Genomic DNA, 16,499 nt, shown 5'->3' with positions numbered 1-16,499 from the left:
AGGGTAAAATAGTGCTATCAAAGGTTAATATATGTAAACTAATCTCATAAAATTTACACTTATTTTAACATAATAAACCAAATAGGTGTTTTTCGTTATGAATTTGTTAATTCTAATGAAGCGGGTTTTTAGTAATTAATAGGTTGCTAAAAGCTATTTTTATTTACGTCTTTCTTGTTTTTCATTTTAATTAAAAATGAATTCTTCTTCGCGATTATCACCTAAAAAAAAACAAAACTAAATCAACATTGATGAAAAGATTAAAACAAAAACACATGCTTTCTAGTCATCTAATTTCGCATGGACTAGATTTTGGAAACATGAAATGGTACTTATTATGTTTCTTGTATTGTTTGGCAGTAAGTTATCCATTATCAGCTAAAAATGGAGGCGCTATGCCAAAAACTATTTCTTTAGAAATTAAAAAGAGTACGTACTTAGATAACGTGCAACAAACCTTTACTGTTTCTGGTACAGTTCAAGATGAAAATCAGTTTTTGCCGGGTGTAAACGTTATGGAAAAAGGAACATCTGTAGGAACTGTAACCGATTTTGATGGTAATTACACATTAGAATATACCGATGCAAATTCTATATTGGTATTCTCTTTTATGGGGTATAAAACTATAGAGGTTCCTATTAATGGTCAAGGCATTATTAATGTAACTTTAGAAGAAGATACACAAAGTCTAGAGGAAGTTGTAGTAGTAGGTTATACGGCTAAGAAAAAAGGTGATGTTACAGGGTCTGTAAGTACCGTAGGTACAGAAGTACTAGAGCAAGCAGGGAGTAGAGATTTAGAAAAATCACTATCAGGAAAAGTATCTGGGCTTATTGTGAATGACCGTGGGGGGACACCAGGATCTAACGAAACATCTATTTTAATTCGTGGTAAATCAACATTAAATAATAACGAACCTCTTATTTTAATTGATAATATACCGGCTGCATCCTTTGCGCACTTAGCGCCTTCAGATATTGAATCTTTATCCGTTTTAAAGGATGGTGCTGCCGCTATTTATGGTGCGCGTGCTGCAAATGGTGTAATTTTAATTACGACAAAACGTGGTAAATTAGGAAAACCAAAAATTAATTTGTCAACGCAGTTTAGTTGGTCGGCCTTTTCTGCTAGACCACAGCTTATGTCTTCAGAACAATATGCGATTTATCAAAATGAAATAGAAGATAGATATGGTAGACCATTACCATACTCGCAAAGTGATATTGATAATTATGCTGCAGGTAACGATCCTTTAAATTACCCGAATACAGATTGGGCAGATTTAACATTCGCAGATTATGCTCCAGAATCTAGAACGACATTATCAATTTCTGGAGGTTCAGAAAATGTAAACTATTTTGTAAGTGGAGATTATTTAAATCAAGAAGGGATGTACAGATCTGGAGATCTTGGTTTCGAACAATATCAAGTACGTTCTAATTTAGATATTAAGCTTCATAAGAATTTTAAAGTTGGAGTAGATTTAACGGGCCGTTTTGGAGAAACCGATCAACCCGGAGTAGAGCAAGGTTACATTTATAAACATATCTATGCTAATGAGCCAACACAAATAGGAATTTACCCAAATGGATTACCTGGTTGGGGTGGAGAAAACGGAGCAAATCCTGCAGTTATGTCTAGTAATGACTCCGGGTTCTTAAAGCGTTTTGATAACGATTTTAGAGGTAAATTCTCGTTTGAGTGGAAATTAGATAATTTAACTGAAGGTTTAAAACTAACAAGTTTTGCGGGGATAAGAAAGATGTCTAATGATCAAAAATCATGGTATACGCCGTGGACTGTATATACGTATCAAGAGGGAGGTAATCCTGAATATGTAGAGCAACCGGGTTTTTCTCAACGTGGAAATACAAGAATTTTAAATGAAAGTTTTTGGAAGTACGACGAGTTAATGCTTAATGCCACTTTGTTTTATAACAGAACATTCGCTGAAGCCCATTCGTTTAACACCTTTGTTGGTGTAGAACAAACAACATCTAATCAACGGAATTTTTGGGCAGAGCGTAGAGGATTTCCATCAGACGATCATCCAGAATTATTCGCAGGAAGTGATGACGGACAACAATCAGGAGGAGCATCTCAAGAATGGGGCCGTTTAAATTATTTTGCGTCTTTATCTTACGATTATAAAAAACGTTATTACGTCGATTTAACAGTAAGATACGATGGATCAAGTAATTTTGGTGATGGGAATCAATTCGGTACTTTTCCAGGTGCAGCAGTATCATGGGCTATTGGTAGAGAAGCTTTTATGGAAAACGTAGGTTGGGTAAACGACTTAAAACTAAGAGCGTCTTGGGCATTAATGGGTAACGATCGTATTCCTTCGTTCCAATTCTTAACGCGTTATGCTTATGGTGGACCTGTTAATGCTGCACAACCAAATTATTACGTATTTGGTACTCCTGGAGTAAGTTATAACGGATATACACCAGACAATGTTCCTAATCCAGATATCACTTGGGAGAAAGCAGATATGAAGAATATTGGTCTTAACTTTTCATTATTTAATAGCCGACTGTCTGGAGATGCTAACTATTTCTATCAAAAACGTCGTGATATATTAATTACCAGAAACGCTTCTATTCCAGATGCTGCAGGTATTACACTTCCTCAAGAAAACTTAGGTAAAGTAGATAGTTGGGGTTGGGAATTTGAATTGGCTTGGAACGATCAAATTGGTGAAGTTTCATATAACATAGGTGCTAATTTTACCAAGGCATTAAACAAAGTGGTGTATATGGATGAAGCTGAGGATGTTCCTGAATGGAGAAAAATTGAAGGGCACAGTATAGATTCTTATATCGTGTATCCTACTAATGGTATCTTTAACAATCAAGCCGAAGTGGATGCTACCGAAGTTAAAATGCCAGGAACCGTGGAAGGTGAAATTCACTATCTAGATACCGATGGTAACGGAACCATTGATGCTAATGATCGAATTAGAACTTACTCTTCTAACGTACCTGAAATTCAATATGGTGTTTATGGAAGTTTAGGATATAAAAATTTCAATTTCACATTCTTATTCCAAGGACAAACCAATGCAGATGTTTTAGTGTATTTTGATCAAGCAGGAGCTAAACCAGACTATGTGTTTAACGAACGTTGGACTCCAGATAATCGCGATGCTATTTATCCAAGAGCATTTGGTCAAGGAGATCAATACAGTGGAAATCAGAGTGGAGATGATGCAAATTATGAATTGGCAGACATCTACCTAATGGATGCCGCATTTGTAAGACTAAAAGAAGTTGAAATTGCATACACCTTGCCAAAAGAAACTATTGGTATTGGAGACTTAAGATTATTTATGAGAGGTTATAACATGTTTACATTCGGTTCCGATGTTTACAAAAGAGGTTTAGATCCGGAAGCAGCTGGATATAACAATTTTAGAGGGAGTACCTATCCTTCGTTAACGACCTATAGTTTTGGATTGAATTTAAGTTTTTAATAAAAAAAAGATAACATGAAAAATATAAAAATATTATATACAGCAGTCATTTGTCTGTTACTTACAATCATAAGTTGTTCAGACGTATTAGATACGGAGGCGTCTGATGCATTTGCGGAAGACCTTATTTATAGCGATCCAGCTCAAGTAGAACGATTAGTTTATACCGTGTATAACAGTACCGAAAGTTGGGGGGTAAACAAGCAACAATGGTGGCCTAGACGTTTTAATTTGGAAGGCGCATCGTTCGAAGGTAAATTTAATTTTAATAATCTTGATCTTTTTAGATTACAAGCGCTATGGAACCCAAATAATGTCGGTGTATTTACAGAAAAATGGGCTAATTATTTTGATTATTTGCGTTTGGCGAATGAGTTTTTAGATCGTATCGATGGTAGTGAAGCGATGAGTAAAGATCCGGGACGAATTAACATGCTTAAAGGAGAAATGAAATTTTTAAGAGCAAATATTTATGCTAAGTTGGTTAGTTATTATGGAGGTGTACCTATTATGGAGCATGCTTTAAACTTAAATGATAATTTTAATTTAGAACGTAATAGTTACGAAGACTGTGTAGATTTTATAGTAAATGAATTAAATGAAGCGGCAGAGTTGTTACCAGAAAACAGACCTGCATCAGAGTTTGGACGTGCCACTAAAGTAGCTGCTTTAGCAGTAAAATCAAGAACTTTATTATATGCCGCAAGTAAATTACACGATCCTAGTACAGCACCTAACGGTCCACTTTACGATTATACTAAAGCATCAAAATGGCAAGATGCTTCAGATGCAGCTCTTGCAGTTATCGAACTTGTAGGTGCTCGCGATTTAATTTCTGTTGCAAATGCAGTAGATTACCAACAGTTGTTTTTAAGCCCTAATCAGGATATTTTATTTGCTAGACCATATGGATCTGCATATTATGATTTTGGTACAGATGTAAACTCTCTACCAGACCAAACACAATCACCTAGTGGTTATGGAGGTTGGGCATTATCTTCGCCTTCTCATAATTTTGCGCTACAATTTAATATGGCCGATGGTACTACAACTAAAGGAAGCACTTTTGATGCTAGTAATCCAAATGCAAATAGAGAAATGCGCTATTATGCCGATTTAAATTTTAATGGTGCCACGTTTAGAGGGCGTCAGGTAGAGTATTACTTGTCTGAAGACACGAGTGTTTATCCTCATGGTTTAGATTCTCCAGAAGGGTTAGGTAACGTTCTGCATTCTTCAAAAACAGGATATAATATCAGAAAATTCCAAGACGAGAGTTTGGTTCAACTAACAGATATTTCGGCACAACGCCCTTATATTTTATACCGATTAGCAGAAATTTATTTAAATTATGCCGAAGCGCAATATCAATTAGGAAATGAATCTGAAAGTAGAATGTTCTTAAATAAGGTAGCAGAGCGAGCTTTATTACCAGCTATTACTGCTTCTGGCCCAGAATTATTAGAAGCTATAAAAAGAGAACGTCGTGTAGAGTTAGCATTCGAGGGGCATAATTTCTTTGATGAAAGACGCTGGATGAACGAAGCGCATTTAGGGTACGATATTAAAGGTTTAACCTGGACTAAAGCTAAAGATGGTTCTCTTTCTTTCAAGGAATATACAGTAATGACTAGACCTTGGGATACCAAACAATACTATTTACCAATTCCAGCATCTGAAGTAGAAAAGGCTCCAGCCTTAGAGCAAAATGCAGGATATTAATAGTGTGTTTTAAACAGTATTATAAAGAATTATTTAGTTAGTTTGTTTTGTATTAGTTAAAACCGGTTATGTATTTAATCGGTTTTTTTTTGTGCTTATATTAACCCATTCTATATGGTAAATTTAAATTAGGGTTAAAATAATGTAGCCATCAGGTAAAATTAACGAAGAAATTAGTCTGATAATTTCTTTTGTTTGTATAGTCGTAAGTTTTAAGTTTTCTTATAATTGAAATTAAATTTTTAAGAAAATCATATTTATTACTTACGTCATTGTAGAATATAATAATCTAGTAAAATGAAAAAAGGGATTCTTGGACTATTATTGGTCGTAATTGCATATTCTGTTTTTGGGCAGAATCAACCTAATGTAATTTTTTTGTTTGCCGATGATGCGGGTTATGCTGACTTTGGTTTTCAAGGAAGTAAGATTATGAAAACTCCAAATCTGGATAAATTAGCACATCGTGGTGTTCGCTTTCTTGAAGGGTATGTAAGCGATGCTACTTGTGGGCCTTCAAGAGCAGGATTAATGACGGGGAAATACCAACAACGTTTTGGCTACGAAGAAATCAACGTGCCAGGATATATGAGCGAAAACTCGAAGTATTTAGCAGACGATATGGGGTTACCGTTAGATCAAGTTACCATGGCCGATTATATGAAAAAATTAGGGTATGCAACTGCAGCATACGGGAAATGGCACTTAGGAGATGCCGATCGTTTTCATCCTTTAAAAAGAGGATTCGATGAGTTTTATGGATTTAGAGGAGGCGCTCGCGATTACTTTCCTTACAAAAGCTTTGAAGGTATTCACCATGATTACAAAATGGAACGCAATTTCGGACACTACGAAGAGCCAAACGGTTATGTTACCGATGTGTTAGCAGACGAAGCGATTACATTTATAGAAAATAATAAAGCCAAACCATTTTTTATCTACTTAGCATTTAATGCCGTACATACACCAATGCAGGCTAAGCCAGAAGATTTAAAGCAATTTCCAAATCTTACAGGAAAACGTCAAGAATTAGCAGCAATGACTTTAGCTTTAGATCGTGCTTGTGGAAGAGTGCTTGATAAACTTAAAGAATTGGGTCTAGACGAGAATACTATCGTGGTATTTTCAAACGATAACGGTGGACCTACCGATAAGAATGCATCCATTAACTTGCCCTTAAGTGGTACAAAATCAAATTTCCTTGAAGGTGGTATTCGTGTGCCTTTTGTCATTACTTGGCCTAAAGAGTTAAAAGGAAATATAACCTATGATAAACCGGTTATAACACTGGATTTACTACCTACGTTTTATGCCGCAGGAGGGGGAGATGTAGCCGATTTAAAAGATATTGATGGGGTTAATTTAATACCATATTTAAAAGGAGAACATAAAGGGAGACCTCATGAAACTCTACATTGGAAAAAGGAAAATAGAGCTGTATATCGCGAAGGAGACTGGAAATTAATTAGATTCCCAGACCGTCCAGCAGAATTGTATAATTTAACACAAGATATTACAGAGCAAGAAGATTTGGCAGGTAAATATCCAGAGCGTTTAAAAGATATGTATAAGAAAATGTTTGAATGGGAATTAACGCTTGAACGCCCAATGTGGATGCTAAAACGTGATTTCGAAAAATACGATATAGATCGTATGGATCGCTACCGTACACCAGAATTGGTGAAAAAAGAAATGATGTTACCAATAAAAGGGTAATACCAGTAATAAACAATACTAACTAAAAAAAGCAGGATATTTTAATTTAAATATTCAACACAAGAAGCAATGGGGTCATATAAATCAAATGCATTTACATATGCCACTATCGTAGCGATGGGAGGTTTTATTTTCGGATTAGATGCCGCTTTAATTTCAGGTACAATTAATTTTATAGTTCAGGAGTTTGGATTAACAGATTTACAATTGGGAACGGTTGTTAGTGCACCTGGTTTAGGAGTGCTTTTAGCATTGCCTTTGGCCGGGTATGCTTCAAATCGTTTTGGTAGAAAACGTACCCTACAAATTATCGCGTTGCTTTATTTGATTTCAGCTATAGCTTCTACTTTAGCGCCAAGTTATTGGTCATTAGTTTGTGCTCGTTTTTTAGGCGGATTAGCTTTTAGTTCCATTTCATTAGCATCCATGTATATTGGAGAAATAGCGCCTCCAAAATGGAGAGGTAAATTAGTGTCTATGACTCAGATTAACATTGTACTTGGACTTTCTGCAGCTTATTTTATTAATTATTTAATACTGCAGTGGACTAATTCCGATGCCCAATGGGTAGTCGATTTTGGTTTGCGAACTCATACCTGGCGTTGGATGTTGGGATCAGAAATTTTGCCAGCTTTTTTATGGTTTGTTTTATTATTCTTTATTCCGCGTAGCCCAGCTTGGTTAATCTATAATAATAAGGAACAGGAAGCGAAGGGTACCTTAAGTAAAATTTTACCAGTTAGTGAGGTCGAGGTACAATTGGAAGAAATGAAAGAGAGTTTAAGTAAAAATACTCAAGATCACTCTATCATGGCGCAACTCAAAGCCATTTTTGCAAAACCTATGCGACTTACCATGATTATCGCTATGACCATCGCGATAGCCCAACAAGCAACAGGTATTAATGCCATACTATTTTATGCACCAACGGTGTTTGAACAATTAGGTGTGGGAACAGATGCGGCTTTTATGCAGGCCATTTGGATTGGTTTAACCAGTGTTATATTTACAATTCTAGGCTTATTGTTAGTGGATAAGTTGGGACGTAGACCACTAATTATTTGGGGTATGGTGTGGATTATTTTTAGTCTTGGTTTGTGTTATTACGGATTTAAAACAGCAAGTTATACCATCACTAATCAGGATGTTGTTGAATTAACCGAACTTGAAAAAAAAGAGCGTCTAAATACTATAGTAGATGTTGAATACGGCAGCGATATTGAATTTAAACAAGCCATTCATGATACTTTAGGTGAAGAGGATGCCCGTACGTTTTCTAGTGTGTTAATCGAGAAATCGGCAGATATAAATGCGGTGTTAATCTTAATAGGTATTCTTAGTTTTATTGCGGCCTTTCACTTTTCTGTAGGTCCTGTAATGTGGGTGTTGTTTTCAGAAATATTCCCTATTGGTCTACGGGGTATTGCCATTCCGTTCTTTACATTAGTAACCAGTATTGTGAGTTATTTGGTTCAGAAATTTTTCCCATGGCAAATGGCAACAATGGGCATAAGTAATACCTTGTTATTCTATGCCATCATCGTATTTATTGGTCTGGTTATTTTATACCGCTATTTGGTTGAAACTAAAAACATGACTATTGAGGAGATACAATCCGCATTGACTTCAGATAAAAAATAAAGAATCTCATGATGAAGAATAAAGGCATTTATGGTGTAGTTTTGGTTTTCTTAGCTTTAGGAAGTATTACTTTAAGCTGTAAGGAAAAAGTATCAGAAACCGTGGTTTCAGAAGTAAAAGAGGAGCAGCAGTCTAATAGTCCTGCTTCTAAACTTTATCCTTCATCCGATCCAGAAAATAAAGAAGGTTGGGTTTTAAACGAAGCTATTAGCGATGAGTTTGATGGCACTTCCATCGATACAACCAAATGGTTTGTAGAAGGGCAAAACGGCGACTATTACATTTGGAAAGGTCGAGCACCTTCGCAGTATGCCCCTCATAATGTTGTTGTAGAGGAAGGGAAATTAAAAATAATAACCCAATGGGAACCCGATTATCCGTTTGTTAAAGAAAGTTATGCCGATGGTGATCATAAGGATACCTATGGCATGCACGAGGGAAATCCATTACCAGTAACCACAGCTGCTATTGTAAGCAAAAAAAGGTTTTTAAACGGGTATATGGAAGTGAAATCTAAAGCACCAAAAGCGGCCATGACAGCGGCTTTCTGGGCTATAGGTTACGAACAAGAATTAGATGTTTATGAGCAACTTGCCGTTCCTAAAATTGCCAAAGAAGGCTCTATAAGTTCCAATACTAATAGAACTGCAGTTCACGATTGGAGTCCGCCATCTGTAAGGCCTACAAAGGCTTTTGGTTACGATGAAACGTTGAATTATACCACTTCCGATGCTTTTCATATCTATGGAGCAGAATGGGGTGAAGATTTCTTAAATATTTATAGAGACGGTAAATTTATACACGGTTTTACTCAAGATGAATTAGGAACAGATTGGGTGCTAAACAACCCTATGGAGATTTGGTTAGATTCTGAAATCTTTAAATGGTTAGGCGTGCCTCATCAAGAAGAACTGCCTGCAATTTTTGAAGTGGAATACATGCGTGTTTGGCAAAAACCATCTGATAATTTATTAGCTAAAGACCGCGCGTTTTATGGTTTTGAAGGTCCTATATTGTTTGAAGAAAATCCAAGACCTTTAACTATGGTTCCTGAAGATTCAAATGCAAACGACTACCAAAAGTTTTGGTTGCTAGACGAGACGTCATCAAAATATTTAAATATTTATGAAGGGCATTATGCCAGTGGCGTTGAAAGTTTAAAGTTTACTGGTTATGGTAAAAACGAACATTTAGAAGCCGATGAAGTCAAAATAAAAACGCCTGTTGGCTCGCTTCAAATTCCTAAAGGGCATTATACTTTGTCTATGAAAGTTTGGTTAGACCAGGGACGTGTGCCAGATTCGTTACATGTTAATTTATTCGAACCCTACAAGAAACTTGGGTTTTCGGGTTTAAAAAAGTTAGAACGTAAACAATGGGTAACGATTTCAGCTGAATTTGAAAGAGAAGAACCATCTTCACCTATTGATGGTATGGAAATTATAATTAAAAAACAGGATTTGCCAGAAACTAAAGCAGCTCGTTTTTTTATTGATGATATTGAAATTAAGCGTGTAAAATAAAATCTAATTAATCATAAATAATGATTTCAAAAAAACATTTTAAAACCCTGGTGCCTTTATCTTTAATGGCGTGTTTTACTATAGGTTTAGTGCAAACAACTAAAGCACAGTCTAGAAAGTCTAAAGATAAAGTGTATCCCTTTTCTGATCCTAAAAACAATGAGGGTTGGGTGCTTAATGAAGCTATTAGCGATGAGTTTGAAGGCACTTCTATCGATACAACCAAATGGTTTGTAGAGGGGCAAAATGGTGATTATTACATTTGGAAAGGGCGTGCTCCTTCACAATTTGCACCACATAATGTTATTGTAGAAGATGGTAAATTAAAGTTAAGAACGCAATGGGAACCCGATTATCCGTTTGCCCAAGAAGAATATGCCGATGGTAATATGGGCGCATCAACCTACGGTATTTATGAAGGTAAGCCACTACCCATAACCACGGCAGCTGTGGTTGGGAAAAAGCGTTTTTTAAACGGTTATATGGAAGTGCGTTCTAAAGTAGGTAATGCAGCCATTACGGGTGCATTTTGGGCCATTGGTTACGAGCAGGAATTGGATGTTTATGAACTAATGGGGAATCCTAAAAATAAAAAAGGAAACATTAGGGAAGATTCGTATTTGGCTACGGCTCACGACTGGAGTCCGCCAGCCGAACGCCCAACAAATGTATTTCAGCATACCGAAAATTTGCCTTATAGAACCGCAGACGAATTTCACGTGTACGGTGCAGAATGGGGAGAAGATTTCTTAAAATTATTTATTGATGGCAAATTAGTACACCACTTTACACAAGATGATGTTGGATTGGATTGGGTACTAAACAACCCTATGGAAATTTGGTTGGATTCCGAAATTTTTAAATGGTTAGGATTGCCTCATAAGGAAGAGTTGCCAGTCGATTTTGAAATTGAATACATGCGTGTATGGCAAAAACCAACAGATAATTTATTAGCTAAAGATCGCGCGTTTTACGGTTTTGAAGGGCCTATTTTATTTGAAGAAAATCCTAGACCTTTAAAAATGGTTCCAGAAGATTCAAATGCAAACGACTACCAGAAATTTTGGTTATTCGATGAGGTTTCTTCAAAATATTTAACCATTGTTGAAGGCGATTATGCTTCAGGAGTAAATAGTTTAAAGTTTTCTGGCTTCGGAAAAAATCAATCTTTAGAAGTTCATGAAGTGAGTGCTTTAACACCAGAAGGTGCGGTAAAATTACCAAAAGGAGACTTTATAGTATCTATGAAAGTATGGTTAGATCAAGGTCGTGTGGCAGACAAAATACACATGACGCTTACAAATCCTAAGGTGGAAATTACATTTTCAGATTTAGACAAACAACCACGTCGCCAATGGGTAACTGTTGAAGCTAAAATTTCCAGAAATGCATCGGCAAAAAACGACCAGATGCGTATCGCGATTAAAAAATCAGATTTACCAAAAACTAAGGCAGCACGACTGTTTATAGATGATATTACAATAAAAAAAGCAAAATAAAATAGACAAAAATAGTTTGCGTATCAAACACGTTTATTCCTAATTTATAGATTGAATACGATGAGTACAACAAAAAAACATACCACAGCAATTACAAATACTTCCAACAGTCCTTTTGTAAAATTAAAGAGCATCAATTTTGGAGATTGTAAATGGACGTCTGGCTTTTGGGCCGATAAGGTTAAAAATGCAGGAGATAAAATGCTGCCTTATATGGGCGATTTATTATGTGGCGATATTGGTCATGGTTTAAATAATTTTAAAATTGCTGCCGGAGAAAAGGAAGGCGAACATAAGGGGTTTTATTGGCATGATGGCGATTTCTTTAAGTTTATGGAAGCCAAAACCTATGTTTATGGTTTAACCAAAGACGAAGCTATTTTAAAAGAATTAGACGAATACATCGCACTTATTGGAAGAGCGCAAGAACCAGATGGTTACATTCATACCCATGTGCAAATAACCGAAGGTGTCGATCGTTTTGAAAACCGAAAGTACCACGAAATGTACAATTTCGGACACCTTTTTATTGCAGGATCTGTGCATTATCGCATTACAGGGCAGTCTAACTTTTTAGATATCGCTGTAAAAATGGCCGATTTATTATACACTTACTTTATGCCAGACACGAAACATTATCAGCGTTTCGGCTTCAACCAAACACAAATTATGGGCTTGGTAGAATTGTATAGAACGGTAGGCGATAAGCGTTATTTAAATTTAGCCGAGAAATTTATTAACCGTCGTGGTACATTCGAAATTAAGCACGATTCCACTACAGAAGGCTATCCTATTGGCGATATGGTTCAAGAAAGAACCCCTTTACGAGAATCTGAAGAAGCTGTTGGTCATGCCGTTTTGGCCTTGTATTATTATGCAGGGGCAGCCGATGTGTATGCCGAAACCGGCGAGAAAGCTTTAATTGAAGCTTTAGATAAACTTTGGGAGAATGTTACCGATAAGAAAATGTACGCTACAGGTGCTGTGGGGCAAGCACATTACGGAGCTTCAACAAATTTAGATATGATTGAAGAAGGCTTCATTGATGCTTATATGATGCCAAACATGACGGCCTATAACGAAACCTGTGCCAACCTTTGTAATGCCATGTTTAGCCACAGAATGATGGGAATTCATGCGCAATCACGATACGCCGATATTATAGAACTTGTATTATACAACAGTGGTTTGTCTGGAATTGGTATTGAAGGAAAAGATTATTTCTACTCTAATCCGTTGCGTATGGTAAACAATTCAAGGAATTACGATGCGCACGCCGATGTTACAGAAAGTCCTGTAAGACAACCGTATTTAGAGTGTTTTTGTTGTCCGCCAAACTTAGTAAGAACCATTTGTAAAAGTTCAGGATGGGCTTATAACTTATCTGAAAACGGTGTAGCTGTGGTTTTATTCGGTGCTAATAATTTAGATACCACCATGCTAGATGGTTCGCCATTAAAATTATCTCAAGATACAGAGTACCCATGGAAAGGTTTAGTGAAAATTACTGTTGATACTTGTAAAAGTACCGCTTTCGATATTCAAATTAGAATACCAAAATGGGCAACAGGGAGCACTTTAAAAGTAAATGGTGAAGCTGTAGATGTTGCGGTTACCCCTGGAACATTTGCTACCATAAATAGAACATGGAGCGTTGGCGATACCATAACTTTAGATATGCTTATGGAAATTACTTTAATCGAAGGGCATGCTAGAATAGAAGAAGTGCGTAACCAAGTGGCTATAAAAAGAGGGCCAATGGTGTACTGTATTGAAACACCAGATTTACCAAATGACACGAGTATTCTAGACGTGTATTTAAATGGAAATGCTGCCTTAGAAGCAAAGCATCAGCCAGACTTTTTAGGTGGTATTACTACCATTAGTGGCGAGATTTTATTGCGTTTAGATAATAATACCGAAACCATGTACCAAGCAGTAAAGAAACCTTCGTTTAAAGCGTTTAATACGCAGTTTGTGCCTTATTTTGCTTGGAGCAATAGAGGTCAAGCAGAAATGACGGTGTTTATGCCAGTGGTGTGGTAAAGAATACTATTAAGTCTGTTTTATAGCCATTTTGCGGTGGTTTAACATTATAACGTGAAACAGTCTTAAAATTGCTCAAGTTGAATTTTTTAGATTTAAAAAGGAAGTAGAACCCGTTCTACTTCCTTTTTTGTTTTATAATGTAGCTGTCTAAAAAGTAAGTTGAATTTTGTTTGTCAGGTTGAACCTGTCGAAACCGATGTTGATTAGCAATCGGTTAAAATATATCGACAATATGACATCAAGGATACTTTTTAGGTAAACTCATAGTCAAGGTAATTCTGTGGAAGTATAGGGTATATTCTAGTAAATAAAATAGCCTGTTTTTTTAGAACTTGTAAACCAATTAATTCAATACCTGTTTATCTATTAGTAATCACGAGATAAGTTTATTGAATGATTCTTTTTATTAATTATTTATAATGTGATAGCATGCCACGAAAACAAACTAACAAAAGTTTACAGTCTTTACTTTTTATTCTTGTAATTACTGTTTTTATTTCTTGTAAAAAAGAAGAACCTAAGTCTTTAGAAGCTCAAGCTCAAGACAAAATTGAAACGTTAACAAATTTAATGGATACCGCTAAAGCCAAATCTATTGATGTTACAAGAGAGGAAACCACCGTTTGGTTTGCTCACGAGTTTTTAAAATTTGCAAATTGGGATGAAGCACACCAAGACGACATCGAAAAACTATTTGGTTATTATGCACCTTTAGCTGAAGACAAAAAGAAATCGGCTGAAGATTTACCAGATTTTGAAAGAAAAAAAGTTATTCAAATCTTAGATAAAAGCATAAACGATTTAGAGCAAGTTTTAGCGGGTAAAATAACACGCAGACCAGTGGCTAAAGTCGATTGGGAGAACATTGAAGTTGCCAAAGATATGTTTTTAAGTCATGGAAAACCAGTGTTTTTATACGATTACTTTTCTAAAACTGTTGGAAAACCGCTAACCAATACAAGTGTATACAACGATTATTTAGGAAACATTTATCACGGTGGAAGTACGTTGTATGAAGTTAATCAAGACCGTGCTATTAATCCTTATATTTTAAAAGAAGATGGTACTTTCGATCAGGAAAAATTGAAACTTATTACAGATATTCCAGATACCAACGTGGGTTTTCTAATCCTTTGGAATATGGGTATGCCAGACTGGGTACATAAACAAGATCCTGAAATTGAAAAAGGACGTTCCTTATTTACTGGTTTCGATATCGATAACCCTTTAGCTAGAAAGGTTTGGAGCGATGTTATTCAAAAATCGGGTGAATTAACCAAAGGGAAAAAAGTCACACAAATGGGCTATATTTTATCTAATGAACCTCACTGGTTTTCTGAAAAAGGACACTGGACTTCTCGTTTTCATGAAATGACCGAGCTGTCTTCTTATACCATAGATAAATTAAAAAAATGGTTAGAGGTGAAATACAAGGGCAATATAAAAGCCTTGAATAAAAACTGGAATACCTCGTTTAAAAATTTCGCTGCAGTTGAAATTGAAATCCCTATCGATAAGGCCAAGCAAGGCACACCAATATGGTATGACTGGTGCCGTTATAATATGGACAGAAGTATAGATTGGTTTTCATATTTACAAGGCGAATTACGTAAAACAAATCCTGATGCCGATACAAGCATCAAAATCATGCCGAACATGTTTACCGAAAGTGGTCGTACGCATGGTATCGATACCGAAGCATTAACCAATTTAACTTCCATGATTGGTAACGATGCTAAAATTAGAGAGCATGATAATAGATTAAATAAACCAGAAGCTTGGGAGGAGCGCTACTCTTATTTCTGGGAGGAAATGAGTGTGTCTTACGATTTTATGGAATCGGTATCGCCTAAAAAAATTAATTTTAATTCAGAATCCCATTTTTTATCAGCTTCACGTTGGAGAAAACTAGACCTGTCTACAGATTTTGTAAGAAGCACCACTTGGTTAGCAACCTTGCATGGTATGGATGCCCAACTGGCTTGGTTTTGGGCAAGAGATCCAGATGGCTCGCCAGAAGATCGTTTAGAGGGCGAACTAAACTTTTTCGATCCTGCCTTAGCGGGTTCTTTTGCAGGCTCGGTTAATATGCAGCCTCAAGTGGCCAATGAATATACGCAGGTTATGATGGATTTAAATTCTTTTTCTGAAGAGTTATTTGCATTAAGAAACCAAAAAAGACCATTGCGTTTATTTTATTCTGAAGCTTCAGCAATTAATATAAAACATCATATGGAAGGCCTATTTCATATGTATGAATCTCTGTATTTTGAAGGATTTCCGTTAGGTTATGCAACCGAAAAAAGCATTAAAAATCAAGATCAATCTAACTGGGATGCTATCCTTGTTTATAAAACGCAATATGCTACCGATGCCGAATTTGAAACCTTACAAAATTATCTTAACCAAGGCGGAACGGTAATTTTAGATGGTGAAGAAAGCTTATCATTAAATGAGTATGGTGCCAAACGTACCCAAAAATTAACTGAAGGTAAGGGTGTTTTAATTCAAATGGATAAAAAAGCAAGCATCGAAACCATTAAAAGCAAAGCTTTAGAGCTAATTTCAAACAGTTTACCAGAACTTGTATTGCAAGAAACCAATGGCTTAGGCGCAAAGGGTTGTGTTTGGAGAGTTGCTAAAAATGCTAATGGAAGTTATATTGTAAACCTACTTAATATTGGTAAAAACACCGCGAAATTAAATCTGTCACATAAAAACGGTCAAAAATTAGAACTGACCAATATGATGACTGGCGAGGCTTTAAATTCAGATTTCGAGTTAAAATCAAATGGTGTATTATTATTAAATGTGACGCAATAGTTTTGGGTGTAGTTGAAGCATGAAGTGCTATAAAAAAGAATTATTAA

8 protein-coding genes are annotated in these 16,499 nt (G+C 36.0%); all 8 read left to right on the top strand.

From position 1 onward, the window contains the following. Nucleotides 1–251 precede the first annotated feature (251 nt). Nucleotides 252–3,479: a SusC/RagA family TonB-linked outer membrane protein gene (locus A9D35_RS03250; protein ID WP_235817840.1), complete on the top strand. Its 3,228-nt coding sequence runs from the start codon at nucleotides 252–254 to the stop codon at nucleotides 3,477–3,479. 15 nt (nucleotides 3,480–3,494) lie between these two features. Further along, nucleotides 3,495–5,201: a RagB/SusD family nutrient uptake outer membrane protein gene (locus tag A9D35_RS03245; protein ID WP_066218963.1), complete on the top strand. Its 1,707-nt coding sequence runs from the start codon at nucleotides 3,495–3,497 to the stop codon at nucleotides 5,199–5,201. 297 nt (nucleotides 5,202–5,498) lie between these two features. Beyond that, the gene (locus A9D35_RS03240) at nucleotides 5,499–6,917 is read left to right on the top strand and encodes a sulfatase-like hydrolase/transferase (RefSeq protein WP_066218960.1); all 1,419 of its coding nucleotides are present in this window, start codon (nucleotides 5,499–5,501) and stop codon (nucleotides 6,915–6,917) included. A 69-nt stretch (nucleotides 6,918–6,986) separates the two neighbouring features. After that, on the top strand, nucleotides 6,987–8,558 hold the full coding sequence (locus A9D35_RS03235) for an MFS transporter (protein WP_066218955.1): 1,572 nt from the start codon (nucleotides 6,987–6,989) through the stop codon (nucleotides 8,556–8,558). Nucleotides 8,559–8,566: 8 nt separating this feature from the next. Continuing rightward, nucleotides 8,567–10,081: a family 16 glycosylhydrolase gene (locus A9D35_RS03230; RefSeq protein WP_235817839.1), complete on the top strand. Its 1,515-nt coding sequence runs from the start codon at nucleotides 8,567–8,569 to the stop codon at nucleotides 10,079–10,081. A 20-nt stretch (nucleotides 10,082–10,101) separates the two neighbouring features. Next, nucleotides 10,102–11,580 (top strand): family 16 glycosylhydrolase, encoded by a 1,479-nt coding sequence (locus A9D35_RS03225; RefSeq protein ID WP_083191596.1) that lies wholly within the window; start codon nucleotides 10,102–10,104, stop codon nucleotides 11,578–11,580. Between the two features lie 60 nt (nucleotides 11,581–11,640). Continuing rightward, nucleotides 11,641–13,626: a glycoside hydrolase family 127 protein gene (locus tag A9D35_RS03220; protein ID WP_066218951.1), complete on the top strand. Its 1,986-nt coding sequence runs from the start codon at nucleotides 11,641–11,643 to the stop codon at nucleotides 13,624–13,626. 432 nt (nucleotides 13,627–14,058) lie between these two features. Further along, entirely contained in the window at nucleotides 14,059–16,452 is a 2,394-nt protein-coding gene (locus A9D35_RS03215) for an alpha-amylase family protein (RefSeq protein ID WP_066218948.1), read from the top strand. Nucleotides 16,453–16,499: the final 47 nt, after the last annotated feature.

It is taken from the genome of Formosa haliotis, from assembly GCF_001685485.1.
Lineage (GTDB): Bacteria > Bacteroidota > Bacteroidia > Flavobacteriales > Flavobacteriaceae > Formosa > Formosa haliotis.
The sequence above is the reverse complement of the archived record's forward strand: the minus strand, read 5'-3'. Positions and strand labels throughout refer to the sequence as shown.

What these genes read in the sequence shown, in the direction of transcription:
- A9D35_RS03250 (WP_235817840.1), top strand. Translation starts at nt 252, where the DNA reads ATGAAAAGATTAAAACAAAAACACATGCTTTCTAGTCATCTAATTTCG.
- A9D35_RS03245 (WP_066218963.1), top strand. Translation starts at nt 3,495, where the DNA reads ATGAAAAATATAAAAATATTATATACAGCAGTCATTTGTCTGTTACTT.
- A9D35_RS03240 (WP_066218960.1), top strand. Translation starts at nt 5,499, where the DNA reads ATGAAAAAAGGGATTCTTGGACTATTATTGGTCGTAATTGCATATTCT.
- A9D35_RS03235 (WP_066218955.1), top strand. Translation starts at nt 6,987, where the DNA reads ATGGGGTCATATAAATCAAATGCATTTACATATGCCACTATCGTAGCG.
- A9D35_RS03230 (WP_235817839.1), top strand. Translation starts at nt 8,567, where the DNA reads ATGATGAAGAATAAAGGCATTTATGGTGTAGTTTTGGTTTTCTTAGCT.
- A9D35_RS03225 (WP_083191596.1), top strand. Translation starts at nt 10,102, where the DNA reads ATGATTTCAAAAAAACATTTTAAAACCCTGGTGCCTTTATCTTTAATG.
- A9D35_RS03220 (WP_066218951.1), top strand. Translation starts at nt 11,641, where the DNA reads ATGAGTACAACAAAAAAACATACCACAGCAATTACAAATACTTCCAAC.
- A9D35_RS03215 (WP_066218948.1), top strand. Translation starts at nt 14,059, where the DNA reads ATGCCACGAAAACAAACTAACAAAAGTTTACAGTCTTTACTTTTTATT.